Source organism: Myxococcus sp. CA051A (genome assembly GCF_013336705.1).
In the GTDB taxonomy this organism is placed as follows: Bacteria; Myxococcota; Myxococcia; order Myxococcales; family Myxococcaceae; genus Myxococcus; species Myxococcus llanfairpwllgwyngyllgogerychwyrndrobwllllantysiliogogogochensis.
In genome coordinates this window covers 135179-158202 of record NZ_JABUMS010000011.1, presented here as the reverse complement: position 1 = coordinate 158202, position 23024 = coordinate 135179, and the positions used below count along the sequence as shown (strand labels likewise).

The 23024-nt window shown below is 68.4% G+C and carries 22 protein-coding genes; 14 read left to right on the top strand and 8 right to left on the bottom strand.

The window, feature by feature from the left end; genetic code table 11:
- Positions 1-51 precede the first annotated feature (51 nt).
- On the top strand, positions 52-1494 hold the full coding sequence (locus HUA74_RS29455; protein ID WP_174457201.1) for an LVIVD repeat-containing protein: 1443 nt from the start codon (positions 52-54) through the stop codon (positions 1492-1494).
- A gap of 314 nt (positions 1495-1808) precedes the next feature.
- Here the strand turns inward: HUA74_RS29455 and HUA74_RS29450 are convergent, their stop codons facing one another.
- From HUA74_RS29450 to HUA74_RS29415, 8 genes are all read right to left on the bottom strand, one after another.
- Positions 1809-3500: a hypothetical protein gene (locus HUA74_RS29450; RefSeq protein WP_174457200.1), complete on the bottom strand. Its 1692-nt coding sequence runs from the start codon at positions 3498-3500 to the stop codon at positions 1809-1811.
- Between the two features lie 159 nt (positions 3501-3659).
- Entirely contained in the window at positions 3660-5288 is a 1629-nt protein-coding gene (locus HUA74_RS29445) for a hypothetical protein (RefSeq protein ID WP_174457199.1), read from the bottom strand.
- Positions 5285-6067, bottom strand: a complete 783-nt coding sequence (locus tag HUA74_RS29440; RefSeq protein ID WP_174457198.1) for an outer membrane lipoprotein-sorting protein — start codon at positions 6065-6067, stop codon at positions 5285-5287. The genes HUA74_RS29445 and HUA74_RS29440 overlap by 4 nt, the downstream gene beginning before the upstream one ends.
- A 5-nt stretch (positions 6068-6072) precedes the next feature.
- On the bottom strand, positions 6073-7374 hold the full coding sequence (locus tag HUA74_RS29435) for an FtsX-like permease family protein (protein WP_174457197.1): 1302 nt from the start codon (positions 7372-7374) through the stop codon (positions 6073-6075).
- 4 nt (positions 7375-7378) lie between these two features.
- The gene (locus HUA74_RS29430; protein ID WP_174457196.1) at positions 7379-9487 is read right to left on the bottom strand and encodes an ABC transporter permease; all 2109 of its coding nucleotides are present in this window, start codon (positions 9485-9487) and stop codon (positions 7379-7381) included.
- A gap of 1 nt (position 9488) precedes the next feature.
- On the bottom strand, positions 9489-10238 hold the full coding sequence (locus HUA74_RS29425) for an ABC transporter ATP-binding protein (RefSeq protein ID WP_141648440.1): 750 nt from the start codon (positions 10236-10238) through the stop codon (positions 9489-9491).
- Positions 10235-10735, bottom strand: a complete 501-nt coding sequence (locus HUA74_RS29420) for a GbsR/MarR family transcriptional regulator (RefSeq protein WP_141648439.1) — start codon at positions 10733-10735, stop codon at positions 10235-10237. Before HUA74_RS29420 ends, HUA74_RS29425 begins: the two co-directional genes overlap by 4 nt.
- Before the next feature lie 206 nt (positions 10736-10941).
- A complete protein-coding gene (locus HUA74_RS29415) occupies positions 10942-11568 on the bottom strand; it encodes a hypothetical protein (RefSeq protein WP_174457195.1) in 627 nt (208 codons plus the stop codon).
- Positions 11569-11895: 327 nt separating this feature from the next.
- Between HUA74_RS29415 and HUA74_RS29410 the strand changes: the two genes are divergently transcribed.
- From HUA74_RS29410 to sctQ, 13 genes are all read left to right on the top strand, one after another.
- Complete coding sequence (locus HUA74_RS29410; RefSeq protein WP_371745608.1) at positions 11896-12126, top strand: hypothetical protein; 231 nt, start codon at positions 11896-11898, stop codon at positions 12124-12126.
- 132 nt (positions 12127-12258) lie between these two features.
- Positions 12259-12825, top strand: coding sequence for a hypothetical protein (locus HUA74_RS29405; RefSeq protein ID WP_141649236.1), 567 nt, complete (start codon positions 12259-12261; stop codon positions 12823-12825).
- A 90-nt stretch (positions 12826-12915) separates the two neighbouring features.
- Entirely contained in the window at positions 12916-13350 is a 435-nt protein-coding gene (locus HUA74_RS29400; protein ID WP_141649237.1) for a tetratricopeptide repeat protein, read from the top strand.
- Between the two features lie 22 nt (positions 13351-13372).
- Positions 13373-13768, top strand: coding sequence for a hypothetical protein (locus HUA74_RS29395; protein WP_141649238.1), 396 nt, complete (start codon positions 13373-13375; stop codon positions 13766-13768).
- A gap of 7 nt (positions 13769-13775) precedes the next feature.
- Complete coding sequence (locus tag HUA74_RS29390) at positions 13776-14612, top strand: sigma-70 family RNA polymerase sigma factor (protein ID WP_141649239.1); 837 nt, start codon at positions 13776-13778, stop codon at positions 14610-14612.
- Positions 14494-15054 (top strand): ATP-dependent helicase HrpB, encoded by a 561-nt coding sequence (locus tag HUA74_RS29385; RefSeq protein WP_246137878.1) that lies wholly within the window; start codon positions 14494-14496, stop codon positions 15052-15054. The genes HUA74_RS29390 and HUA74_RS29385 overlap by 119 nt, the downstream gene beginning before the upstream one ends.
- A gap of 104 nt (positions 15055-15158) precedes the next feature.
- Positions 15159-15971 (top strand): type III secretion protein, encoded by an 813-nt coding sequence (locus HUA74_RS29380; protein ID WP_174457193.1) that lies wholly within the window; start codon positions 15159-15161, stop codon positions 15969-15971.
- A 74-nt stretch (positions 15972-16045) separates the two neighbouring features.
- The gene (locus tag HUA74_RS29375; RefSeq protein ID WP_174457192.1) at positions 16046-18121 is read left to right on the top strand and encodes a hypothetical protein; all 2076 of its coding nucleotides are present in this window, start codon (positions 16046-16048) and stop codon (positions 18119-18121) included.
- Between the two features lie 24 nt (positions 18122-18145).
- A complete protein-coding gene (locus HUA74_RS29370) occupies positions 18146-18820 on the top strand; it encodes a FliH/SctL family protein (protein WP_141647476.1) in 675 nt (224 codons plus the stop codon).
- Positions 18821-18836: 16 nt separating this feature from the next.
- Positions 18837-20150 carry a type III secretion system ATPase SctN gene (gene sctN, locus HUA74_RS29365; protein WP_174457191.1) on the top strand — a complete coding sequence of 438 codons (1314 nt, stop codon included), beginning with the start codon at positions 18837-18839 and terminating at the stop codon, positions 20148-20150.
- 46 nt (positions 20151-20196) lie between these two features.
- Positions 20197-20685 (top strand): flagellar assembly protein FliH, encoded by a 489-nt coding sequence (locus HUA74_RS29360; protein WP_141647478.1) that lies wholly within the window; start codon positions 20197-20199, stop codon positions 20683-20685.
- Positions 20686-20718: 33 nt separating this feature from the next.
- On the top strand, positions 20719-21615 hold the full coding sequence (locus HUA74_RS29355) for a flagellar hook-length control protein FliK (protein ID WP_174457190.1): 897 nt from the start codon (positions 20719-20721) through the stop codon (positions 21613-21615).
- Positions 21612-23021 (top strand): type III secretion system cytoplasmic ring protein SctQ, encoded by a 1410-nt coding sequence (sctQ, locus tag HUA74_RS29350; RefSeq protein WP_174457189.1) that lies wholly within the window; start codon positions 21612-21614, stop codon positions 23019-23021. The genes HUA74_RS29355 and sctQ overlap by 4 nt, the downstream gene beginning before the upstream one ends.
- Positions 23022-23024: the final 3 nt, after the last annotated feature.

Below are 23024 nucleotides of genomic sequence, written 5' to 3'. Positions count from 1 at the left end.
AAAGAGGGAAGGGCTTTCGTTGGGTTCCAACGCCCGGTATGCATACGGGCCATGAGACGCTTCTTCCTACTGAGCAGCACGCTGGTCCTCGCCCTGGGTTGCGGCAAGGACGACGACTCCAAGAACAAGGCGGAGTGTCATCTTGCCGCCATCAACCTGTCGGCCTGTCAGCGTTCAAGCCTCGCCTCGGTGCAGTCCACCGGGGTGTGGAACGTCAATGTTGAACTGAACGACGGCTCGGGCTCCGCGGGAGCGCTGAAGTTGTCGGGCGGTTCAGGGGCCCAGATTCTGGGGTTGTCGGTGACGGAGCAGCAGCTCACGGAGGACACCTTCTATCTGGCCGCCGACGTGGTGGACACGTACGGCCGCACGGTGCGTTACGCGTTCGCGGGTTGCGAGGCGAGTGCGCCGACGAAGCTGGAGGGAACGTTCCGTCGGTGTGTGGACGGAGCGCTGGACCTGCAGGGCACCTTCAAGGGGGCTCGCCTGGAGCGCAACGCGGGCGAAGGCGAGTCGTCGGGCGTGGAGCTGGTGAAGGAGCTCGCGTTGCCGCGCGGCGCCGCGCGGGATTTGACGGTGTCGGGTGGCTACGCCTATGTGCCCGCGGGCCCCGAGGGCTTCTTCGTCTTCGACGTGACCAACCCGGCCGAGGCGCGGCGGGTGGGCGAGGGCAATCCGGGCAACGACGTCTACACGGACGTGGCGGTGAAGGGCACCACGCTCTTCGTCGCGAGCCAGAAGAATGGCCTGGCCCTCTACAACGTGGCGAATCCGGCGGCGCCCGCCTTCCTGCGTGCGTTGGCGGACCCGGCGGTGGAGGTGGTGTCGCTGGCGGTGGAGGGGAATCTCCTGTTCGCGGCGTCGCCCGCGCCCAACGGAGAGGTGCTCATCTTCGACGTGACGACGCCGGTGCAGCCGAAGCTGGTGGACCGTTACTTCGTCGAGGGAGCGCAGCCGCAGGGTGGTGAAGTGCCGATGGATGTGATGGCGGTGGGCAATCGCCTGTACGTGAGCAACTGGACCTACGGCGTGACGGTGTCGGATATCACCACGCCGTCGACGCCGAAGCTGCTGGGGCGGTTCAGTGGTGGCACGTCGCGCACGGTGGCGGTGGGCACGGTGGGTGACCGCACGCTGGCCTTCTCCGCTGGCGAGGACTGGGACGCGCACCTGACTGTGCTGGATGTCGCGTCTCCGGCGAACGTGCTCCAGGTGGGTGAGTTCCGGATTCGTCCGGAGGTTTCCATCCGCGCGCTGGCGCTGTCGGGAGCGAAGCTCTACGTGGCGCACTATCAGGATGGCCTGCGCGTGCTGGACGTGAGCAACCCGAGCGTGCCGCGGCAGGTGGCGTACTACAACACCTGGCGTGAGACGGATGCTGGCCGTGGCATCTCGTTCTTCGAGGGGCTCAACAGCGTGAACGTTCCCGGGGATGGGTACGTGTACGCGACGGATTCGTCGCGAGGGTTGCTCATCTTCCGCGAGACGCCGTGAGCATCAGGTCGCACCATCGGTTGAGGCGCCTCATGCGTGAGGCGCCTCGCCGGTGTCGTGCGCGGAAGGTGCTGCGTTGTGCGGTCGCTTCGTTCGTGAGCCAGGTGCTTCGCCGGCGTCACGGAGTGAGCAACGAGTTGCCCGTGTCGGACCTGCCGAGGCTGGTGTCACGGCGCGAGCAGGGAGTTGGCCGTGCCGGACGTGCCGAGGCCGCCGTCACGGAGTGAGCAGCGAGTTGCCCGTGCCGGACCTGCCGAGGCTGGTGTCACAGCGCGAGCAGGGAGTTGCTCGTGCCGGACCTGCCGAGGCTGGCTTCACGGAGTGAGCAACGAGTTGCCCGTGCCGGACCTGCCGAGGCTGGCGCTGCGAGCGAGGCTGAGTTCGACGCCGGCATCTTGCAGTGCGCGTCGCGCGGAATACGTGTCGCTGCGTCCGGCTGCGTCGCGGGCGAGGTTGATCAGGGCGCGGGCGCGTTCAGCATGAACGATGACAGTCCCCTGGCCGAACTCGGCGGCGCTGTCGCGGACGCTGGCGAAGGCGCTGTCGGCGATGTCCAGCGCGTTGCCGACATCGTCTTCGCCCTGTTGGAGCGCGGCATCCGCCGCGAGCATCCACTCCCCCGCGCTCTGGATTGCGGCGAGCCGCTGCTGACGTGAGCGCTCGGTTTCGACCGCGCGCTCGCCGAACGTGTCGACTTGCTGCTGGGTGGCCTGGGCGTTCTGTTCAATCTGGGTGTCGCGTGTCTTGAGTTCTTCCTCGAGTTGCTGAAGGCGATTCCGCAGTTGGGTCACCTCCGCGTCCGTGGCGGGCTCGGTGGCCTGGGCCGAAGGGTTCGCGGCGGTGTTTCCATTCTGCTGCCCGCTCACGGAAGACTGTTGCTGCGGCTGAGCCGGCGCGGTCGATGTGTCGCCCGACGCGCCCGCGCCGCCCTGTCCATCGAGTTGCTCTGTTTCAGTGGGCCCAAAGCCACCGAGGGAGTCCTGGCTGTCAGGCTGTGTCGTCGTGCTCGTGCCGGAACCCCCCGTCGCGCCCTGGTTATCAGGCTGTGTCGTGGCCTCCGTGCCGGAACCACCGGTCGCGCCCTGGCTATCAGGCTGTGTCGTGGCCTCCGTGCCGGAACCACCCGTCGCGCCTTGATTATCGGGCTGTGTCGTCGTGCTCGTGCCGCCGGTCGTGCCCGGGTTGACGGGCTGCGTCGTCGTGCTCGTGCCACCGGTCGCGCCCTGGTTGTCGGGCTGCGTCGTGGTGCTCGTACCCGAGCCGCCAGTCCCCATGGGATCCACGGGAGCCGTCGTCCCGCTCGTGTCCAAGTCGCCGGTCGAGCCCTGAGTGCTGGGCTGGGTCGTGGCATCCGTGCCAGAACCACCGATTCCTGTCTGGCCAGCGCTGTCCGTGCCTGAAACGTCGGACGAGTCCTGTCCGCTCGGAATCGGGGTCTGCGGCGCCGTGCCGGCCGTTCCATCCAGCCCGCCAGCCTGCGATGCCGACGACGGAGCCACGGCCTCGGTGTTCGAGCCACCTGGCTGCGAAACCCGAGCATCACCCGAGTCATCCGAGCCCGCCCCCTGTCCTGTTGTCACATTGCCCGAACCACCCACGCCCGGGGCATCTCCGCCTGTCGTCCCCGAGGTCGTTGATGAAGCATCGGAGTCATCCGTCCCACTGCCCCCCGTGCCTTCCGGCACCTCGGCGGGGATGGGCTCATAGTTCCGATACGTTTCGTCGATAGCCACCTCGCCGGAAGTCGACGGGGCATCGCCATCCGGAAGAGCAGGCGTGATGCTGTAGGGCCCATAGGGCGCCGTCCCATCCGCCATCGGAGATTGAAGGACGTAGTTGGGAGGGAGCCATGCGCCGTCCGCTGCCTCGGCGGCCTGCTCGTTCGCATCCCGCAGGGCCGAAGCCGCGGGGCCCCTGTTGGACGGATCCGTGGGGGAAGGGTAGGGCGCCTCGCTCTGACCCTGCGCGAGGCTCAATCCGGCGGCGATGGCGATCCACAGGTGCATGCCGGAAGGATGTTCACTGCATGAATTCTCCGGCACCTCGTCGGCCCAAGCGCCCCTCGTTGGCCCGCCCGGGCGGCGACCTGCCCCCGAAAACGAAGGACCGCGTCCCCGGGAATAGGAGACGCGGTCCCTGAAACTCCACTGCGCGAGGTGTCCGCGTCAGATGCTGATGCGCAACCCCGCGCCCAGCTCGAAGGTGGGCGCCGCCAGGGTGCGGCCATGAACGGTCTCCCCGTTGACGTCGACGTCGGGCACCGAGAAGCCGAGTCGGAACTCACCACCCTTGTGGCCGTAGTGAACGGCGCCATAGGCCTCGACCGTCAGGTAGCTGAGGGCGCGGTGGGTGACGTTGATCCGACTGATGTACGACTTGTCCGAGAGGTTGCTGAGCGTGAAGAAGTTGAAGGACGTGCGCTCGAGCGACCCGGGCCGGTCCAGGAACAGGTACGCGGCACCATAGTGGCGGCCCAGATACAGCGGCTGGAAGGCGTCCTCCGCGATCAGGTACGGATAGCCGAAGGAGCTCGTGTAGCCCGTCGAGTTGTAGAAGTACTCCACGCCCAGCACTGCGATGTCGTTGTCGCCGTAAGGGAAGCTGTAGTTGGCGCCACCCGTCACCTGGGGCGTGAGCCCCGAGGGGACATAGGCCTCCACCAGCGACGTGTCCTTGATGATCTCCTCGTACGTGGTTCCGGCGGGGATTCGGTACAAGGGGCGCTCGGTGCCCTTCTTGATGCCCACTTCTCCGTAGACATCGATGGGACCCAACGCCGAGGACAGGTCGAACCCGAAGCGCGGCTTGCGGCCCCGCTGTGCCACGGCGCTGGCGCCGAACTCCGCGGGCCCGAGGACGACTTCCGCGCGCAGCGCCCCACCGATACGGCTCAGGCGGTTGACCGGGTCGGCCGCCACGGGGGGCGGAACGCCTCCCGTGTTGTCGACCAGCGCGCCCGCATCGGTGCCCAGGTCATCCATCACCGCGATGGCATAGAAGTTCCAGCCCTTCGCCTCCCAGGGAACGTGGACCTTCAACATGGACACGCCGGTGCGCAGGTCCACGAACGCCAGCGGATTGCGCCGCTGCGGTGACAGGAAGTCGGTGGGGTTCCAGATCTGCCCCGTGCCCCACTTCACATGCTGCTTGCCGATGGTGAGGAACAGGGTCCGTTCGATATCGAAGCGGAGCCAGGCCTGGTCCAGCAGCACGCGAGGATTGGACGGCGTGTTGTTGTCCGTGGTGCCCGTCTGCGTGGCCACGGTGGGGTCGTAGCTCAACCGCCCCACCACGAAGCCCCGCAGCCGGTCCATGGGCCGCGCGTCGAAGTACCCGTCCACCAGGGTGGGCGCGGAGAACGACGTGTCACCGAACGACGTCCCCTCCGTCGCCGCCGCGAAGCCGCGCATGTAGAACTGCCCGCCAATCTTCAGCGGGTCGTCCACGGCCTCATCGGAGTCGAAAGCGCTGCGCGTCCCTGGCCCCGACAGCGCCTGCGAGTCCCGGTCTCCCGGCTCGGGCGGAGCCGTGGTCAGCGGCGGTTGCCGCTCGGTCGCGTCGCCCGTGTTGCTCGCGTCGGCATCCGCGGACGGCGCGGGGTCCTCGCCGAACACCTCGTCGTCACTGGGACGCCCCGGCGTGGGAGCCTCCCCGGGCGTGTCCGCCTGGGCGGGTTTGTCGTCCTCGCCCCCGAAGAGGGCATTCTCGTCCGGCCGCCCGGATTGCCCGAGCGCGGTGGTGCCGGCGAGGACCACGGACAGGGCCGTGGCCAGGGTGAGGTTGCGCGGGCTCATCGACTCTTGCTCTCGAGCCAGGCCTTGGTGAAGAGGTTGGCCTCCAGCGGGCGCAGGTCCACGGACTTGATGAGGATGATGGTGGAGTTGGCCTTCTCCACCTCGTCATAGAAGCGGATCTCCTCGGGGAACCAGACGTCGGCGCCCTTGGACTCGCTGAAGATCTTCTTCCATCGCGGATAGAGCGCGGTGCGCATCAGCCGGCCGGACAGGGCGTAGTCCTCGCGCTTGAGGATGTTGTTCGTGTCCTTGTCTATCCACATCTTGACCAGGGGGTAGGCCACGTCCACGTTGGGCTTCACCTTCAAGAGCAGCTTGTGGGCGGTGAACTTGCCCAGCTTCGCCTCGCCTTCGTAGGTTGGGTCGAACTCCTCGGCCAGACGGGACTCGTCGAAGTCGGCGCGTCGGCTGTCGGTGCCGGCGATGCGCTCGCGCTCGGTGCGGCGCTCCCACTTGCCCACGTTGGGGTCGTAGCTCCAGAGGTTCTTGTCCATCCGCAGGTAGCCCTTGCCCGCCTCCGTCTTGGGCTTGCTGAAGAGGATCATCAGCTTGTCGTCCGCGTCGCGCCGGTAGACGAACGCCTCGCGCACGTTGTCTGTTTTGTCCTTCTCCTTCTGCTCCATGTAGATGAGCGACTTGTAGTCGCCACCGTTGCGCTGACGGTCATCGATGGTCGCCAGCATCTGCGTCATGGCGGCCGGCTCCAGGGCCAGCGCGACGGGCGCGGACAACATGGCCACGGACAGCGCCGCGGCGGACAGCAGATTCTTGAGGCTCATGGATTTCATCCGATGTGGTGCATCGCCGTCACCGGCTTGAGGCGCGCGGCGAGGAAGGAGGGAATCAGCGAGATGAGCGTGGTGCAGGTGGTGATGAACACCATGGCGCCGACGACGGAGCCCGCGTTCACCACCAGGTGCAGCCGGTCCGACATGATGAACATCGCCACGGCCGCCGGGACGCCCACGTGAGCGGCGTCCACGCCCAGGCAGACGGCCAGCCCGATGAGCGCGCCCGCCAGGGTGCCCAGCGCCCCGAGCGTCATCGCCTCGAACAGGAACATCGCCACCACCCGGGTGCGCTGCATGCCGATGGCGCGCAGCGTGCCAATCTCCCGGGTGCGCTCCCGGATGGCGATCCACAGCGTGTTCATGATGCCCACGCCGATGATGACCAGCAGCACGAAGATGAGGATGCCGGTCAGCCCGTTGAGCGCGGTGAGCGTCCAGGTGATGAACGACAGCTCATCCTCCCAGTTGGTGATGTCCAGCTTCTGTCCGGTCCACGCCTCGCGGTTGACGACCTCGAACTTCATCCAGAAGGCGCGAGGGTCATTGTCCATGAGCTGGTGGCCCGCGTCCGCCAGCACCGTGCGCAGCCGCGCCTGGACGACGGGCACCTGGTTCACGTCCTTGAGGTACAGATAGAGGGCGCCCGTGGTGTCGTCGCGCAGCTGGTACAGCGAGCGCAGCGTGTTGGACGGGACGAAGACGTTGAAGTCGCTCATCATGCCCACGTCGGTGGCGATGGCCGCGACGCGGACGTCCACCGTGTTGTTGGTGCCGCGCATCGTGGGGGCGGAGACGGTGACGGTGTCGCCCACCTTCACCTGGAGCCGCTTGGCCTGCTTCTCGAACAGGAGCACGGTGCCCTGCTCGTTCAGCCCGTCCATGTTGCCCTCGTGGATCTGCAGGACCTGCCGGAAGCCCGGCTCGTCCTTCACGTCGATGCCGCCCACGCCCACCTGCATGGAGGCGGACTCGCTGACGATTTTCGCCCAGCCGCGCCCGCGCTGGACGGCGTAGTCCAGCTCCGGCACCTCCTTGCGCACCAGCTCGAGAATCTTGGGGTAGGCCGTCACCACCGGCGCGGCCTGGCCGGCGGTGACCTTGAAGAAGCCGCCCACGTTGACGTGGCCGGTGGCGAGCGTGGTGGCGGAGCGCAGCATCGTCTCCTTCATGCCCGTGGACAGGCCCATGAGGATGACGAGCAGCGCGGTGACGCCGGCGATGGCGCCGCCCAGCAGCAGCGTGCGCCGCCGGTGGGTGCCGAGGTTTCGGAATGCGATGAGGAAGAGTTGGAACATGGCCTTACTCGTCCGTCTGCATCGCCTGGAGAGGCGACACCCGCGTCGCGAGGAACGCGGGATAGAGGGTGGAAATGGCGGACACCAGGAGGACAATCACGAAGGCCGCGATGAGGTTGCCGGCGCTCAACGTGGGATAGAGGCGGGGACCGGAGAAGAAGAAGTACAGCGCCTCGTTGCCGGCGGGGATGCCGGCGCTGCCCAGCGCGCTCATGATGCCGCTGCCGAGCAGCGCGCCGCCCACGCCGAACACGAAGCCGAGCAGCACCGTCTCCACCAGCACCATGCTCAGGATGAAGGAGCGCTGCGCGCCGATGGCCCGCATCGTCCCGACTTCGCGCACGCGCTGGAGGGTGGCCATCATCATCGCGTTGTTGATGATGACCAGCGCGACGATGAAGATGATGAAGACGGCGAAGTAGAGCACCAGCTTCGCCATCAGCACGAACTGGCCGATGAGGCCCGCGGCCTGCTGCCACGACACCACGCGCAGCTTCAATCCCGCCGCCGTGGAGGCCTGCTTCAGCTCCTCCATCGTCTGCTGGAGCTGCTCGGGGTCCTTGAGGATGATGGCCGCGCTGAGCGCCACGCCCTGCTCGATTTCCTGCTGGGAGTAGACGCGCGAGGCCAGGTCGTCCCGGCGCAGCGAGCCCAGGGCCCCCTCGAACGCCTTCGAGTCCTCGATGAGTCCCGGCGTGGCTTCCGCCACCAGCGTGTTGCCGCTCTCCTCTCCGAAGAGCGCTTCCTCGGCGTTGGCGCGGTCCACCGCCTTCAGGCCGCTGTTCTTCTGCAGTTCGGCGATCTCCGCCTTGCGGTCCGGACTGAGGTAGCCGTACAGCTCCCGGAAGGACATCAGGTCCATCAGGTTGATGACGCCGGCCATGGCGGACTTCTCCAGCCCCTTGAACTGATAGGTGCCGTAGATCTTCACGTTGATGCTCTGCACGTAGCCGGTGCGCGTGAAGGCGGTGATGGTGAGGTTGTCACCCATGCGCATGCGGTACAGCTCCAACAGCGGCGCGAGCTCCGCGTAGAACTGCTGGTAGCGCGTGTCGAAGTTGTCGTCGGTGGTGGTGAGGAACTCCGACAGGAGCTTCTCCAGGGAGGCCTCCTTGCTGCCGAGCACCTTCTGCAGCCGCTCCACCGCCTGCCGCGTCTTGATGGGGTCCAGCTGGAAGAGGATCTCCCGTGGCTGCGTCTGGTTCTCCTTCACCCAGCGCTGCAGCTGCGGGTCGGTGTCGATGCGCTTCTGGTTGAGGTCCCGCTCCTGCTTGATGTTGTCCAGCCGGAGCGCCGTCTTCAGCTTGAGGAAGTTCTCGTAATAGAACTTGGACAGCAGCATGCCGCGCTTGCCCTGGGGCACCGGCTGACCGTCGACAATCTCCATGCGGTCGAAGGTGCGCTGGAAGGAGTCCAGGTCCGTGCCCACGTAGCGCATGTCCAGGAGGTCGCCGTCCGGAAGCTGCGGGGCGATCCGGTTCTCCAGGAACTCCAGCGAGGCGAACGGGTCCTGCTCGAAGGTGTCCCAGAACGCGTCGGTGCGAGCGCGCGCCAGGGCCTCCACCTCCAGCGGGTCCACGGCGGCGGAGCTGAGCAGCTCGCGGCTCTTGTTGCGCTGCTCCTCCATGAGCGACACCATCTGCCGCACGTGTGACGTGACGCTGTCGATGTTCGCGCGAAGGGCAGGGGACTCGCCTTCCTCCGCGCGCTTCTTGTAGAGGTCTCTCAGGCGCGCGAGCGTCAGGTCCACCGTGTTGCCGGAGGTGATGAGCGCGCCGCTGGTGCCCATGGGCACCACCGTCTTCACGTTGGGGTGCTTCTCCAGGACGGGCTTGATGCGGCTGAAGTCGTCCAGCACCGCCAGGTCCGGCTCTCCGCTCATGCCGCCGTACAGGCTCAGCTCGTCCTTGGAGTCGTCCGAGTAGACCTGGAGGTGGCCCGCGACGCTGCCGATGATGCTGCGGCTCATCGCGCTGTCCATGCTGTCGAGCAGCGCGCCGCCCACCACCACCAGCAACGTGCCGAAGAAGATGATGCCGCCGATGAGGATGTTGATCTTGCTGGTGAACAGGTTGCGGAAGGCCACCTGCATCAGCAACCGGAGCTGGCCCATGTCAGTGACCCTCCGCGCCCACGGCCAGGGCCCGCTTCGCCTCGGAGGGGGTCAGCCGGTCCAGAATCTTGCCGTCCGCCAGACGCACCACGGCGTTCGCGTGGTTCATCACCTTGGCGTCGTGGGTGGAGAAGATGAAGGTGGTGCCTTCCTTCTGGTTCAGCTCCTTCATCAGGTCGATGATGTGCTGGCCCGTCACCGAGTCCAGGTTGGCGGTGGGCTCGTCCGCCAGCACCAGCTGGGGCCGGGTGACGAGCGCGCGCGCCACGGCCACGCGCTGACGCTGGCCGCCGGACAGCTCGTTGGGGCGGTGCTTGGCGTGATGGGCCAGGCCCACCTGCTCCAGCAGCTGATTCACCCGCTCCTTGCGCTGGTTCTTGTCCAGCTTGCGCTGGAGCAGGAGCGGGAACTCCACGTTCTGGAAGACGCTGAGCACCGACACCAGGTTGAAGCTCTGGAAGATGAAGCCGATGGTGTGCAGGCGCAGGTGCGTGAGCTGGCGCTCCGTGAGCTGCTTGGTGTCCTGGCCGGCGACGCTGACGACACCCGACGTGGCGGTGTCCACGCAGCCGATGAGGTTGAGCAGCGTCGTCTTGCCGCTGCCGGACGGGCCGGCGATGGAGATGAACTCACCGGGATGCACCTGGAGATCCACGCCTCGCAGCGCCGGGACGACCACCTTGCCGAGGGTGTAGTCCTTGGTCACGTTGGTGATGGAGACGATGGGAGATTGCGCGACTGCGGCGTTCATGCGGTGCGTCCTTTCGATGCCTTGGGGGTGCGGGGCGAGGGGCGGGCGCCGCGCGAGGCGCGCCACCGCTCGGCGATGCCGGCCATTTCGGCCAGGTAGAATTCACAGAAGTCCGCCGCCTCAAGCAGGTGCTGCTTGTGCGCGAGCTGCGGCGCGCGGAGGGCCTCCTGGCACACGCGGACAAACGCCTTCACGCTGTCCTCCGCGGTGCGAAGCCGGCTCTCCCAGCCGTCGTTGTTCACGACGTAGTAGTGCTGCCGGTCTCCGGGCACGCTGGCGGGCTCCACCAGTCCAATCGCCATGCTGGCGCGGATGTTGGTGGACACGGAGGCCGCGCTCACCTTGAGCACGCGGGCAATCTGCTGGAGCGACAGCGGTTGGTCCGTCAGCATCAGGAGCGCGTGGATGCGCCCGCCGATGCGCGTGCTGCCCTGCCGTTCGAAGTACAGCCCCATCGATTCGATGAAGCGCTGCTCCGCGGCGCCCAGCTCCTTCATTCCCGGCCTCCGTCTCACCCGAGGAGGCCGCGCGCGACAGACGTCCGCGAAGGGCCAGGGTGGCGCCCGGCATCTAGTTCGTTCAGACCATTCAGTCAATACTGAATGAAGTGAACGCAAGCAGGGCCCGCGACCTGTGGAGGCCGCGGGCCCTGCTCATCCCCGTCTCGGGGGAAGACGTGCGTCACGGGTACCGGTCCGTCGGCTCAGTACGTGTCGGGGCTGGTGCTCTTGTCCCCGGAGGTGCCGGTCCCCATGTCCTTGTTCTTGTCGGTCCCCATGCCGGAGCCGCCGGTGCCCGGCTCCTCCATTGGGGCGCCCGGGTCCTGGGTGCCCGTGTCCGGGGCGGGCTGGTTGATGGTCGGGTCAGGCGTCATGACGTCCGTGCCCGCGCCGCCAGTGCCCGACAGCGAGATGCTCTTGGCCATGTTCTTCGTTTCCTTCACCTCGAAGCTGGCCCGGATCTCCTGACCCTCCTTGAGGTCCTTGGCCTTCTTGAGCGTCGGGTCGGTGAACGTCGTGCTCTTGTCGATGTCGAGCGTCACCACCGCGCCCTGCGCGTCCTGGACGAAGACCTTGCTGCTCTCGGCCTTCACCACCTTGCCGCTCAGCTCCTTCTGGCCCATGGCGCTGGAGCCCATGGTGGAGCCAGAGCCCCCCATGGAGCTGTCCTGCTGCATGGAGCTGTCCTGCTGCGTGCTCCCGGTACCTGAGGTGCCCGAGCCACCCTGGGCCGCAGGGTCCTGCTGCGGCTTGGTCTTGTCATCGTTCGCCATCGCCGCGCCGGACCCCATCAGCGCCATCGCCGCGAAAACCCCAACCAGCTTCTTCATGGGAGAGTCTCCTGTGTGAGTGCGACGGAGGGGTGTGCGTGATGCAATCGGTCCCTCCGCTGTTCCAAAAGCTAGGTGCGACCGTGGAAGGGGACAGGGCTGGGGGGGCAAGGTCGGCGCGTGCCCGGCCCCTCCCCTGCCGGTGGGCCATGGGCAGGGTGGACCCGAGGGCAGGCCTCAGGCGGCTTGTGGGCGGACGGGCTTTTCCCCTAGCGTCACGCCGGCAAGCGTCCATCGGCCCCCTGGCCGCTGGCCCGACAGGAGACCCCCTCCGCGATGCCCCCGTCAGCCAAGCCCTCCGCTCCCTCCCCGTCCCAGGAGCTCCCCGTGCCCTCGTACCCCGCAATCGAGTCGCTGCTCGAGGCGACCCCCGCGGAGGACGTCCGGGCGCTGTTCGACCCGCTGAAGGACGGCCTGGCCGCCCTCAAGGGGCCCAAGGTGGACGCGGGCAAGAAGGCCCAGGCCGCGCTGACCCACGCCGAGCAGCTGCTGGAATTGTTGGTGGATACCCGCGAGCGGCTGATCGCCGAGGCGAAGGGTTCCAAGGGTCGGAAATGACGGGGTTTTCCCGTTGAGTCGCGGTTTTTCGCCACGGACAGGCAACTGGCGGAGGGCTGGGCCGATAATCAGGGAAAGAGCACTGGATCATCCGGGAGCTCTGTCTACTTCTCGCAGCGCCTGGAGGATGAAATGGCGAAGATCGACAACATGATGGGTCCCGGCGTCCGGCTCTCGACCAACGTCACGACGGCGCGCCAGACCCCGAACACGGGCTTCGGCGCTCGGCTTCAGAACGGCCTGAACAGCGCGGCGGGCGCGGTGGGCACGGGCGTCGGCGCGGTGGCCGGCATGATTCCGGGCGGTCAGATTGTGTCCGCGGCGGTCTCCTCGGTTCACACCCTGTCCAACAACGCGGGCTCTGGCAGCGCGCCCTACGCGGGCGTGATGAGCACCGCGGTCGGCATGGGCGGCGGCACGGTGGCCCCGTCGATGGGTGGCGGCGTCGCGGCCGGCATCAGCGGCGTGGCGGGTGGCGTCGGTGGTGGTGTCGCGGGTCCGGGCACGGGCGCGCTGGGCACCAGCACGTCGGACACTGTCGGCGGCAACTTCTCGCTGAACCAGATGGCGGCGGAGAACTCCAAGCTGCTGAACCTGCAGGCGGCCATCCAGCAGGAGTCGCAGACCTTCACGGCTATTTCCAACGTGATGAAGTCGCGGCACGATTGCATCAAGAACTCCATCAGCAACGTCCGCTAAGCCCTCGGGGCGTGGCGGGCGCGAGCCCGGAGGGGAGGGGAGCGGCGCCGCTTCCCTCCAACCCGGGCCAGGAAAGGAAGAGCGAAGTCCATGGCGGAGAGCGTCTCGGAGATCTCGAACAGCCTGGTCCCCTTGGGGCGCCAGCAGGCCATGGTGTTGCTGGAGGCCGGCTATCTGTGGCTGGACATGGGGCAGTTCGACAAGGCGAAGGAGATCTTCTCCGGCGCCGCGGCGCTGATGCCCAGGAGCGAGGTTCCGCAGCTGGGGCTGGGCGCGGTGGAGTTCGCGCAGGGCCGTCACGACAAGGCGTTGCAGGCCTACCGCTCCGCGCAGCGACTGGCGCCGCAGGCGTCCCTGCCGCGCGCGCATGTGGGAGAGGCGCTCCTGTTCCTCGGCAAGGTGCCGGAGGCGCTCAAGGAGCTGAAGGCCGCCATCGACCTGGAGCCCGAAGGTGACGGGGCCCGTCTTGCGCAGGCGCTCCTCCAGGCGAAGGAAGCGGGAGTCCTGCCTCCCGCGAAGAAGTAGAGGCAGAAGGGGAGCTTCGCCCATGGCTGTCGGTGGCGTTGGACGCGGTGGTGGGAAGGGGCGCGCCGGCGGCGCGAAGGGGGCGTCGTCCGCGGCGCCCACGGGTGGCACGGCCTTTGGCGCCCGGGTGGACAAGGCGGAGTCTCTCGTCGGCGTTTCGGGTCTGGTAGGCTCCAGCAACGTCCAGGGCCCCCAGGCCGCGGATCCGGTCGCCGCGCAGGCGATGGCCATCGCCCGCGGATTGAAGAACGGGGGCTTCAAGAGCAAGGAAGAGGCGACCCGGGCGTTGGTCGCCGAAGTCCTGAAGGAGAAGCTGCGCATGAAGTCCTCCTCCCTCACCACGAAGATCGCGGACGCACTGCAGGATGACCCGAGGCTGAACCAGGTACTCGAGCGGCTGTGGTCCAAGGCCGAGTGAGCAGCGCTTGCCACTGGGCGAAGACAGGAAGGCCATTCTCACCAAGTACGGCCCCTACGTTCGGTCGCTCGCGGCGACCGTGCGCAAGCAGTTCAACGCCCAGCTGGAGCTGGATGAGCTGGTGGCGTACGGACAGATTGGACTGCTGGAGGCCGCTGAACGATTCGACCCGAAGGTGGGAGCCAACTTCCTCACCTTTGCCCACTACCGCATCAAGGGCGCCATCTTCGACGGCTTGAGGAAGATGGGGGTGTTGAGGGGTTCTGACGCCCGCAACGCGTATGTGGGCGAGCGGGCGGCGGCGTATCTCGGCAATTTGTCGGACCGGGAGTCGGGCTCAAGCAACCGGGGCAGCTCATTCGACGATGATGTCAGTGACATCTCGGATGCGGTGCAGGGTCTGGCGATGGTGTTCGCCTCCAGTCTGGAGGGGGCCGACAACGGCGGGTACACCGACGAGTCGCTGCCGGTGGATGTCCGGCTGGAGCAGGAGCAGCTGAAGACGCGGGTGCGGGCGGCGATAGAGAAGCTCCCGGAGAAGGAGCGCAAGCTTCTTCAGGGGTACTACTTCCAGGGCAGGACGCTGGAAGAGGCGGGGTCGGAAATCGGGCAGTCGAAGAGCTGGGCGTCGCGGCTTCATGCGCGCGCCATCGACCGCCTCAAGGAACTCTTGAACGAGGAGGAGGAACTTCCCCCTACCTCGACGGATGCAAGGAGGCTGTCACATGGCGGGTCCGATGGCGGGCATCTCCGCGGCGCAGGTGGCGCAGCAAAAGCTGCAGGATCAGGGCGTCCAGCAGACGAACAAGGCGGGAGCGTCGAAGTTCGACGGAGTTCTCGCTGACAAGGCGCAGGGCGCCGGCCAGGTGGACGCGGCCCAGGGCGTGAACAAGGCCCAGGCGGCGCAGGCGACCCAGAAGACGGACGCCGTCCGCCAGGTGGAGACCGTCAACAAGACGGAGAAGGCGGCCCTGAACAAGGTCAGCGCCACCGCCACCCAGCCGGTCTCCGCGAAGGCCGCGGAGCCTGTCGCCGCCAAGACGGAGACGGGCAAGACGGGCAAGGCCTCCGACATGATGTCGCAGGTGATTGGCGACCTGGAGAAGGGCCAGGGCAACCTGGAGAAGATCATCTCCCAGGCCTCCAGCGGCAAGCAGTTCTCCAACGCCGAGCTGCTGTCGCTCCAGGCGTCCATGTACCAGTACACCCAGCAGTTGGACCTGACGAGCAAGGTGGTCGAGAAGGCCACCACCGGCCTCAAGGACGTCGTCAAGACGCAGGTCTGATTCAGTCCACCGTCCTCGGTGGCGCTTGGATGAAGGGCGGCCTCTCCGAGTTGGAGGGGGCGCCCTTCCGCGTTTTCCGAGGCCCTAGTAAGCTCAATGTGCCCATGATTCGCCGACCGCAAGCGTTCGCCGCCCCGCTCCTCGCCCTCGTGCTCGTGACGGGATGTCACATCGAGCTGCAACATGAGCTGAGTGAAGCGGACGCCAACGAAATCTACGTCCTGCTCAGCAAGAACGGCATCAACGCGAAGAAGGAGAAGGAGGAAGGCGGCAACGAGGTGCGGTTCATGATCACCGTGCCCAAGACGGACGCCGCGGAGGCAGCGGAGTTGCTCAAGCTCAACTCGCTGCCCAGACCCGTGGAGAAGGGGCTGTCGCACTTCGCCAAGGGAAGCATGGTGCCCACCGCCACGGAGGAGCGCGCCATGCTCCTCAAGGCCATGGCGGGCGAGGTCTCCAACGCGCTCAATCAGATTGACGGCGTGTTGGAAGCACGCGCCATCGTCAGCGTGCCGGAGAACAACGACCTGACGCAGCCGGAGAACAAGCCGCTGCCGTCCGCGTCGGTGTTCATCAAGTACCGCATCGTCGAGGGCGGCAAGGCGCCCATCGAGGTCGCGGCCGTGAAGGCCTTCGTGGCCACGGCCGTGCCGGAGATGCGGCCGGAGGCGGTGACGGTGCTGATGACCGCGGCGCAGGGCCCCAAGGCGGAGAAGACGGACGAGAACCGGCAGCAGGACGTGCTGGGTCTGCGGATGACGGCCTCCAGCGCCAGCCAGTTCAAGGTCATGCTGGGGGGCGCCTTCCTGCTCATCGTGGTGATGATGGGCGTGACGGGGTGGTCGTTCATGCGCTCCCCCGGCGGCGCGCCCGCGGCGCGTGGCACCCGTCCTCGCGTTCGTCCGCCCGAGGCCTGACGCCTTCCGCGCCCCTCCCGGTGGGGCGCCTTCTTTCTCCCAGCGGGCGTCCGTGGAAGCCCGCGAGGTGACGTTTGGACTCGTTCTTCACCTCGCTCAACAAGCGCCAGAGCATGTTGCTCCTGACCGCCGTCACCTTCGGCGGCCAGGAGAGCTTGGGGGCGATGGAGCACCTCCCGACGGAGGAAGGTGAGCTGCTGCGCCACCGCGCGCAGGAAATCCTGCAGATCCCCCGCGACAAGCGCATCCCCGCGCTGGTGCAGGAGATCAAGCGGCTGGTGAAGGACCGGCGCGGCCAGTTGTGGAGCGCGGAGCCGGAGCGCCTGGCCGCGCTGCTGCAACGCGAGCGCGGTGCGCTGATGGAGATGGTGCTGCGCGCGCTGCCCTCCGCGATGGCGGAAGCGGTGCGGGTCCACCTGCCGCCGTCTCGCGTGAAGCTGACCCGCGAGGTCCGGCCTCAAGTATTGGACATCGTCCGGTGGAAGCTGGAGGAGGCGCTGGCTCGGGAGTCGAGCGCCTCGCAGTCCGCGGGCTTCAAGTTCTCCGACGTGCTCATGCTCCAGCAGCGAGAGCTGCTCACGGTGAGCGACAGGCTGGGCGCGCGCGTGCTCGGCCCGGCCCTGGCGGGCCTTCCCGACGCGGAGCGGGAGATGCTGCTGGAGGCCCTGCCTCCGGACCTGAAGCTCCTGGCCGGCAAGTCCGTGGCGGCCAATGCGCCGCGCAAGCTTCCCGAGGAGGACGCGCGCGCGCAGTTGGAGCTGCATGACGGACTGAAGAACCCGGCGGGCTCCATCCGCAGCGCGGGAGTCCAGCGGCTGGCGCGCGCGTGCGTGGCCCAGTCCCCTGAGTTCGCCGCGCGCATGCTGGAGAAGTACCGGGGTGAGTTCGGCAGCCTGGTGGCGAAGTGGGTGCGCGAGGAGCGCATCCGTCCCACCGCGCGCGGAGACGGTGGCCGCACCGACATCGTCATGGACCTGGAGCGGCTCGCCACCCGGGGCCTCATCGAGCGGCCCGTGCGTCTGGCGACGCCTCCGCCGCCGCGTCAGTCCGCCGTGCTTCCGCCGCCCCCTGGCGCCCGCAAGGCCGCGGCCGCCGCGGCTTCCTCCGTCGCGCGTGAAGCTCCCGCTGGAGGGACCCGTGAGCCCGGCGCCGCACCTCGAGAAGGAACAGGCGTGGCCCGTGAGCCGGCGAAGGCAGCCGCCGCCGCGCCTCGAGAGGGGACGGGCGTGGCCCGCGAGCCGGCGAAGGCCGCCGCCGCTCCTCGAGAGGGGACAGGCGTGGCCCGTGAGCCCGCGAAGGCACCAGCCGCCGCGCCTCGAGAGGGGACGGGCGTGGCCCGCGAGCCGGCGAAGGCAGCCACCGCCACGCGCCGGCCTCCAGGGGCCGAGCCCGCGGCGCGGCGTGACTTCATGGCCGAACGGGCCGCGAGGAGCGCGGGCGCCATGTCCAGTCGCGAGCCGTCGCGCGTCGCGCGTCCCAAGGATGGTGCCTCGGACGGCTCCGCGGTTCATCGCATCCCTCCTCGCCGTGAGCCCACGTCCGCTGCGCCGGCCCCGGGTGCTCCGCGTCGCGAAGGCACCTCGGCGGGTGCTCGCCGAGAGCCTCCTGGCGCGCCCGTCGCTCGTCGCGAGCCAGGTGGCCCCGAATCCCGCCCCGGGCGACCGGACCCGGAGGGGGCCCGCATCGGTCCTCCTCCCTCGCGTCTGGGCCTGGGGGGACCTCGGCCCCGGCCCGCGCCTCCCGCGGGTGAGCCAGAGGCGCCTCCGGCTCGGGAGCGCTCGCGCGTGGGCCCCGCGGCGGAGGGTTCCCGCGTGCAGCGCCCGCCCGAAGAGCTGTCTCGCTCCTCTCGCGTGCAGCCCCGTCCCGACGCCGCCCCCCTGCCCCGCGAGGACCCGGAGGGCTCTCGGGTGTTCCGCTCGCGCTCCTCGGTCAGCGTCAAGGCGGTGCGCCCGGACCCGGCCCGGGAGGGCTCGAGCCCGCAGGAGAGGCCCCCTCGGGTGCTGGCCGGGCGAGCGGCTCCCGCTCCGGGCGCGCCCCCAGGGGTTCGGGAGGGCACGTCGGTGCAGCGCCGACCCCGTGGGGCGTCCGACACGGACGGCCCGGTGCCTCCTGGCTCCGGTGGGCGTGGACCGCGCGGCGGAACGCGCTAGCATCCGGCCCGCAAGGAGCGGCGCATGGCGATCGGCAAGGTGATCAAGGGTGACGGGACGGCGGAGCCGTCTCTCGTGTCGGAGCGGCCGGTGTTGCGGCCTCCGCGCGCGGGGGTGATGAACGCCGAGGTCTTCGAGGCCCGCCAGGGAGCCCAGGGCATCATCGAGGAGGCCCACCGCGAGAAGGAGCGCATCCTCGCGGAGGCCCAGCGCGAGCGCGAGGAGCTGCTCGTGAAGACGCGGGAGCAGGGGCGCCAGGAAGGGCTGGCCCAGGCCACGGAAATCATCCTCCGCGCGAAGATGCAGGCCGGGGAGCTGCTGGGCACGTACGAGAGGGACATCATCGCCCTGGGCCTGCGCGTGGGTGAGAAGATCATCGGCCGGAGCCTGGAGAAGGACCCGGACCTGATGCTGGAGCTGTGCGCGTCCGCCATCGACAACCTGCGCAGCGCCCGCGCCATGACCCTGCGCGTGCACCCGAAGACCGCCGCCGTGCTGCGCGCCAAGAAGCCCATTTTGATGGAGCTCATCGGCCGCGCGGTGGACCTGGCCATCAAGGAGGACCCGGAGGTCGCTCCGGTGGGTTGCATCGTCCAGACGGAGTTCGGCACGGTGGATGCGCAGCTGCCCACGCAGCTGGAGATGCTCCAGAACGTGCTGCTGCCAGACCAGAACGGCCCGAAGGAAGGCCCGGCCTAGCCGGGACGGAACGTCCATGGCCATCGACCTTTCGCGCTATTTCGACCTCATCCAGGACGCCCAGACGGTGCGCGTCCGGGGCCGCGTCACCGAGCTGACGGGCCTCATCATCAAGGCGAGCGTCCCCAACGTCCGCGTGGGCGAGCTGGTGCTCATCAAGAGCCGCGGCCGCGGCCCCGTGAAGGCGGAGGTGGTGGGCTTCCAGGGCGACGAGGTGATGCTCATGCCCCTGGGCGAGCTGTACGGCATCGGCCCGGACAGCGAGGTCATCCCCACCGGAAAGCCCCTGAGCATCAAGTGCGGCGAGGCGCTCCTGGGGCGCGTGCTCAACGGCATCGGCGAGCCCATGGACGGCAGCGAACTGCCGGAAGAGGGCCTTATCGACTGGTCCGTGGACCGCAACTGCCCGGACCCGTTCACCCGTCAGCGAATCGAACGGCCCCTGCCCCTGGGCGTGCGCTGCATCGACGGGCTGCTCACCGTGGGCGAGGGTCAGCGCGTGGGCCTCTTCGCCGGCTCCGGCGTCGGCAAGTCCACGCTGATGGGACAGATAGCGCGCAATACCCAGGCCGACCTCTGCGTCGTCGCCCTCATCGGCGAGCGTGGTCGCGAAGTCCGCGAGTTCATCGAGGACGCCATGGGCGAGGAGGGCATGAAGCGCTCCGTTCTGGTGTGCGCCACTTCTGACCAGCCCAGCCTCGTGCGTCTGCGCGCCGCCTACGTCGCCACCGCCATCGCCGAGTACTTCCGGGAGCGCGGCGGCAATGTGCTCTTCATGCTCGACACGGTGACGCGTCTGGCGCGTGCCCAGCGTGAGATTGGCCTCGCCGTGGGTGAGCCCCCGGCCCGCCAGGGCTATCCGCCGAGCGTGTTCTCCATGCTGCCGCGCATCCTGGAGCGCACGGGCAACTCGGAGAAGGGCAAGTGCACCGCCATCTACACCTGCCTCGTGGCCGGCGGTGACATGGAGGAGCCCATCGCGGACGAGGTCCGCGGTATTCTCGACGGCCACTTCATCCTCAACCGCGCGCTGGGCGAGCGAAACCAGTGGCCCGCAATGGACGTGCTGGCGAGCCTCAGCCGTGTGATGAGCGGCATCGTCTCCAAGGAGCACAAGAAGGCGGCGGGCAAGCTGCGCGAGACGCTGGCCACGTACGAGAAGCAGCGCGACCTCATCCTGCTGGGCGCCTACCAGTACGGGACGGACCCCCGCACGGACTACGCCATCGACAAGTACGACGCCATCATCGACTTCCTCAAGCAGGACACCCACTCCAACTCCGGCTTCGAGGAGACGGTGGAGCAGTTGATCGCCCTCTTCGAGGAGTGAGGGACAGGGGTGCACCCCGGTAAATCCGGGGTAGGATGGGGTCACCATGCCCCCGTACCGGTTGCAAACCCTGCTGGACATGCGGACCCGGGCCAAGGAGGAAGCCGAACAGGCCTTCTCCGACGCCATCAAGGCCCTCGAGCGGGAAAAGGTGGAGCTCCAGCGGCTGATTGACGAGCTGGAGCGCCGCAAGCGCGAGCGCAAGGAGAAGGTGGCCGCCTACCTCAAGGAGGTCATGGCCAAGGGCGCCGGCATCAACGGCATGAACATGATGGGCCGCTTCGAGGAGCGCCTGAAGGACGAAGAGGCGCAGGTGGCGCTGGAAGTGGAGCGTCAGCGGGAAGCGGTGAAGGTGGCCGAGCGACTCGTCGAGCAGCGGCGGCGGGAGATGGCCGAGGCGGCCAAGGAGCTCAAGGCCATCGAGAAGCACAAGGAGACCTGGCAGAAGCAGGTGAAGCACGAGCGCCAGCAGCGCGAGGAGTTGAGCCAGGAGGAGATTGGCAACGCCTTGTTCCTGGCTCGGCAGCGCAAGTAACCTGCCGCCACCCCTTCCCTCGGGAACGATGTCATGAGCCGAGTCGACGACGACCGTGAAACAGCGCGCCTGGCCGAGCGCATCATGCAGGAAAAGAAGCTCGCCGAGGGCCAGGCGAAGAAGCGGACGGAGGGGGCCAGCGCCTTCCAGAAGCTGATGCAGCCCCAGGCCCAGCCGCAGGCGACGGCCCCTGCTCCCGCGCCCACGCCGCAGACGCCGGGTGCCTTCGCCAGGCAGATCCTGGCCAAGGCGACGCAGGAGGGGAAGACCTTCGGGGAGCAGGCCCAGCAGATGCAACTGGGTGGCAACCCGGCGGGTCTGGCGCAGACGCAGCGCCGGGCGGACAGCGGGGCGACGGAGGCTCGTTCCGGCTCGCGCGCCGCGGATTCCAAGGAGGACAAGCGCACCTCCGAGGGGCGCGACAAGGACATGAGCAAGGCCGAGTCCGCGCTGGGACAGGTCAGCTCGGAGAAGGGCGCGCTCATCCGGGCGGATGCCGACGCGGGCGGCGGCAAGGGCAGCGGGGGCGGCGGCAAGGACAAGAAGGAAGGCGGCGGCGCGGAGATGGCGCCGGGGTTCCGGTTCAACCCCGCGCTGATGGCGCCGGTGCCGGTGGCCAAGCCCAAGGACACCGCGGGCTCCGAGCGGCTGCGCGCCATGGCCAGCGAGATTGCCCAGAAGATCGTGGACCGCGTGCGTGTGGGCACCAACGCCGCGGGCCTCGCGGAGTTCCAGATTGATTTGCGCGGCGACGTGCTCAGCGGCCTGTCCATCAAGGTCAGCGCGCGCAACGGGAAGATCTCCGCGACCTTCAGTGGCACCAACCGTGACGTGCTGAAGATGCTCGAGGAGCACAGCGAGGGGCTTCGCACCGCGCTGGGCGGCCGTGGCCTGAAGCTCGAGACGGTGCGCTTCGAGGCGAAGACATGAGCGTGGAGCCGGAGGACGAAGGTCCCGGCGTGCATGAGCGGACGATGCTGGTGGACCTCCGCCAGCTCAAGCCGGTGCGTCCGCCGGAGAAGACCGAGCGTCCGGAGAAGGTCGAGCGAAGCGAGCGTCCGGAGAAGGTCGACCGGGGCAGCTGGCGACCCTTCCAGTTCAAGGGCCTGGAGAAGGTGTCCAGGGCGCAGGGGCTCCTGGCGGAGCGGCTGCGCTGGCTGACGCCGAACGATGGGACCCTCGGGGCGGTGTCCGCGCGGCTCAAGGGCTTGTTCGACGCGGAGGTGCGTCTGTCCCTGGAGTCCGTGCAGGTGCGGCCCATGGCGGAGCTGCGCAGGTTCCTCGGCGACCCGACGTTCCTCGCGGTGCTGGCACCGGGGGCGTTGCAGGGCAGGGCGGTGCTGGAGGTGGAGCTGTCACTGGCCCACACGGCGGTGGACCTGCTGCTGGGTGGCGCGGGCGAGACGGTGGGCCTGCGGCCGCTGACGGACATCGAGGAAGGGGTGATGGGCTACGTCATCCTGGAAGCGCTGCGGGTGCTGGTGCCCGCGCTGCAGGCCGGGGTGCCTCGCCCGAGGCTGGACGGCGTCGCGCGTGGCGTGGACGAGGTGTCCGCGCGCCTGGGCGACGACGGGCCGATGCTGGCGGTGCATCTGAATGCCACGCTGGGGCCGCACAGCGGCATGGTGCGGCTGGTGGTGCCCTCGGCGGTGTTGGAGGCGGCGGAGCCCGCGGTGGAGAGCGCCCAGCGGCGCGCTCGGGCGAAGGCGGACCTGGCGGTGCATGCGCACCGGCTGTCCGCGGTGCGAAGCTGGCTGCGGGCGGAGATTGGCACCGCGGAGCTGACGTCCAATGACCTGGCGAGCCTGCGGGTCAAGGACGTCGTCCTGGTGGACGTGCTGTCGGCGCGGCCGGACCGGGGCGAGCCTGGAACGGCGCAGCTGCGCGTGGGCGCGGGGCGCTCGGGGCACGCGGAGGCCCAGGTATTCGTCGAGGACGGGCGCTACAAGGCCCGCATCACCGGCATCATCCCCGGGGAGTCGGGGAACCCGCGCTCGGCCACCGAGGAGGGTGGGGGGCGGGAGCAGGAAGAGGACTTCACCAACCCGGAGCTGGACGTTCCTCCGGAGCTCGAAGGGGCGCCCTTGGACGACGTGAACAAGCCGGACGGAAGCGACCTGCTCGGCGACGTACCGCTGCAGATCGCCGTGGAGCTGGCGCGCATCCCCGTCACCGCGGAGCAGGTGGTGGGCATGCGGGCCGGTCAGGTCATCGAGCTGAGCCGGGGGCCCGGCGAGCCAGTGGAGCTTTCCATCAACGGCAAAGTGGTGGCCCGAGGCGAGCTGGTGGAGATGGAAGGCCAGCTCGGCGTGCGCGTCACCACCCTGGCGAGCTGAGGA

Bases quoted from the DNA above. Each gene is read 5' to 3' on its own strand.
- HUA74_RS29455 (WP_174457201.1), top strand. From the start codon at position 52: ATGAGACGCTTCTTCCTACTGAGCAGCACGCTGGTCCTCGCCCTGGGT.
- HUA74_RS29450 (WP_174457200.1), bottom strand. From the start codon at position 3,500: ATGCACCTGTGGATCGCCATCGCCGCCGGATTGAGCCTCGCGCAGGGT.
- HUA74_RS29445 (WP_174457199.1), bottom strand. From the start codon at position 5,288: ATGAGCCCGCGCAACCTCACCCTGGCCACGGCCCTGTCCGTGGTCCTC.
- HUA74_RS29440 (WP_174457198.1), bottom strand. From the start codon at position 6,067: ATGAGCCTCAAGAATCTGCTGTCCGCCGCGGCGCTGTCCGTGGCCATG.
- HUA74_RS29435 (WP_174457197.1), bottom strand. From the start codon at position 7,374: ATGTTCCAACTCTTCCTCATCGCATTCCGAAACCTCGGCACCCACCGG.
- HUA74_RS29430 (WP_174457196.1), bottom strand. From the start codon at position 9,487: ATGGGCCAGCTCCGGTTGCTGATGCAGGTGGCCTTCCGCAACCTGTTC.
- HUA74_RS29425 (WP_141648440.1), bottom strand. From the start codon at position 10,238: ATGAACGCCGCAGTCGCGCAATCTCCCATCGTCTCCATCACCAACGTG.
- HUA74_RS29420 (WP_141648439.1), bottom strand. From the start codon at position 10,735: ATGAAGGAGCTGGGCGCCGCGGAGCAGCGCTTCATCGAATCGATGGGG.
- HUA74_RS29415 (WP_174457195.1), bottom strand. From the start codon at position 11,568: ATGAAGAAGCTGGTTGGGGTTTTCGCGGCGATGGCGCTGATGGGGTCC.
- HUA74_RS29405 (WP_141649236.1), top strand. From the start codon at position 12,259: ATGGCGAAGATCGACAACATGATGGGTCCCGGCGTCCGGCTCTCGACC.
- HUA74_RS29400 (WP_141649237.1), top strand. From the start codon at position 12,916: ATGGCGGAGAGCGTCTCGGAGATCTCGAACAGCCTGGTCCCCTTGGGG.
- HUA74_RS29395 (WP_141649238.1), top strand. From the start codon at position 13,373: ATGGCTGTCGGTGGCGTTGGACGCGGTGGTGGGAAGGGGCGCGCCGGC.
- HUA74_RS29385 (WP_246137878.1), top strand. From the start codon at position 14,494: ATGGCGGGTCCGATGGCGGGCATCTCCGCGGCGCAGGTGGCGCAGCAA.
- HUA74_RS29380 (WP_174457193.1), top strand. From the start codon at position 15,159: ATGATTCGCCGACCGCAAGCGTTCGCCGCCCCGCTCCTCGCCCTCGTG.
- HUA74_RS29370 (WP_141647476.1), top strand. From the start codon at position 18,146: ATGGCGATCGGCAAGGTGATCAAGGGTGACGGGACGGCGGAGCCGTCT.
- sctN (WP_174457191.1), top strand. From the start codon at position 18,837: ATGGCCATCGACCTTTCGCGCTATTTCGACCTCATCCAGGACGCCCAG.
- HUA74_RS29360 (WP_141647478.1), top strand. From the start codon at position 20,197: ATGCCCCCGTACCGGTTGCAAACCCTGCTGGACATGCGGACCCGGGCC.
- HUA74_RS29355 (WP_174457190.1), top strand. From the start codon at position 20,719: ATGAGCCGAGTCGACGACGACCGTGAAACAGCGCGCCTGGCCGAGCGC.
- sctQ (WP_174457189.1), top strand. From the start codon at position 21,612: ATGAGCGTGGAGCCGGAGGACGAAGGTCCCGGCGTGCATGAGCGGACG.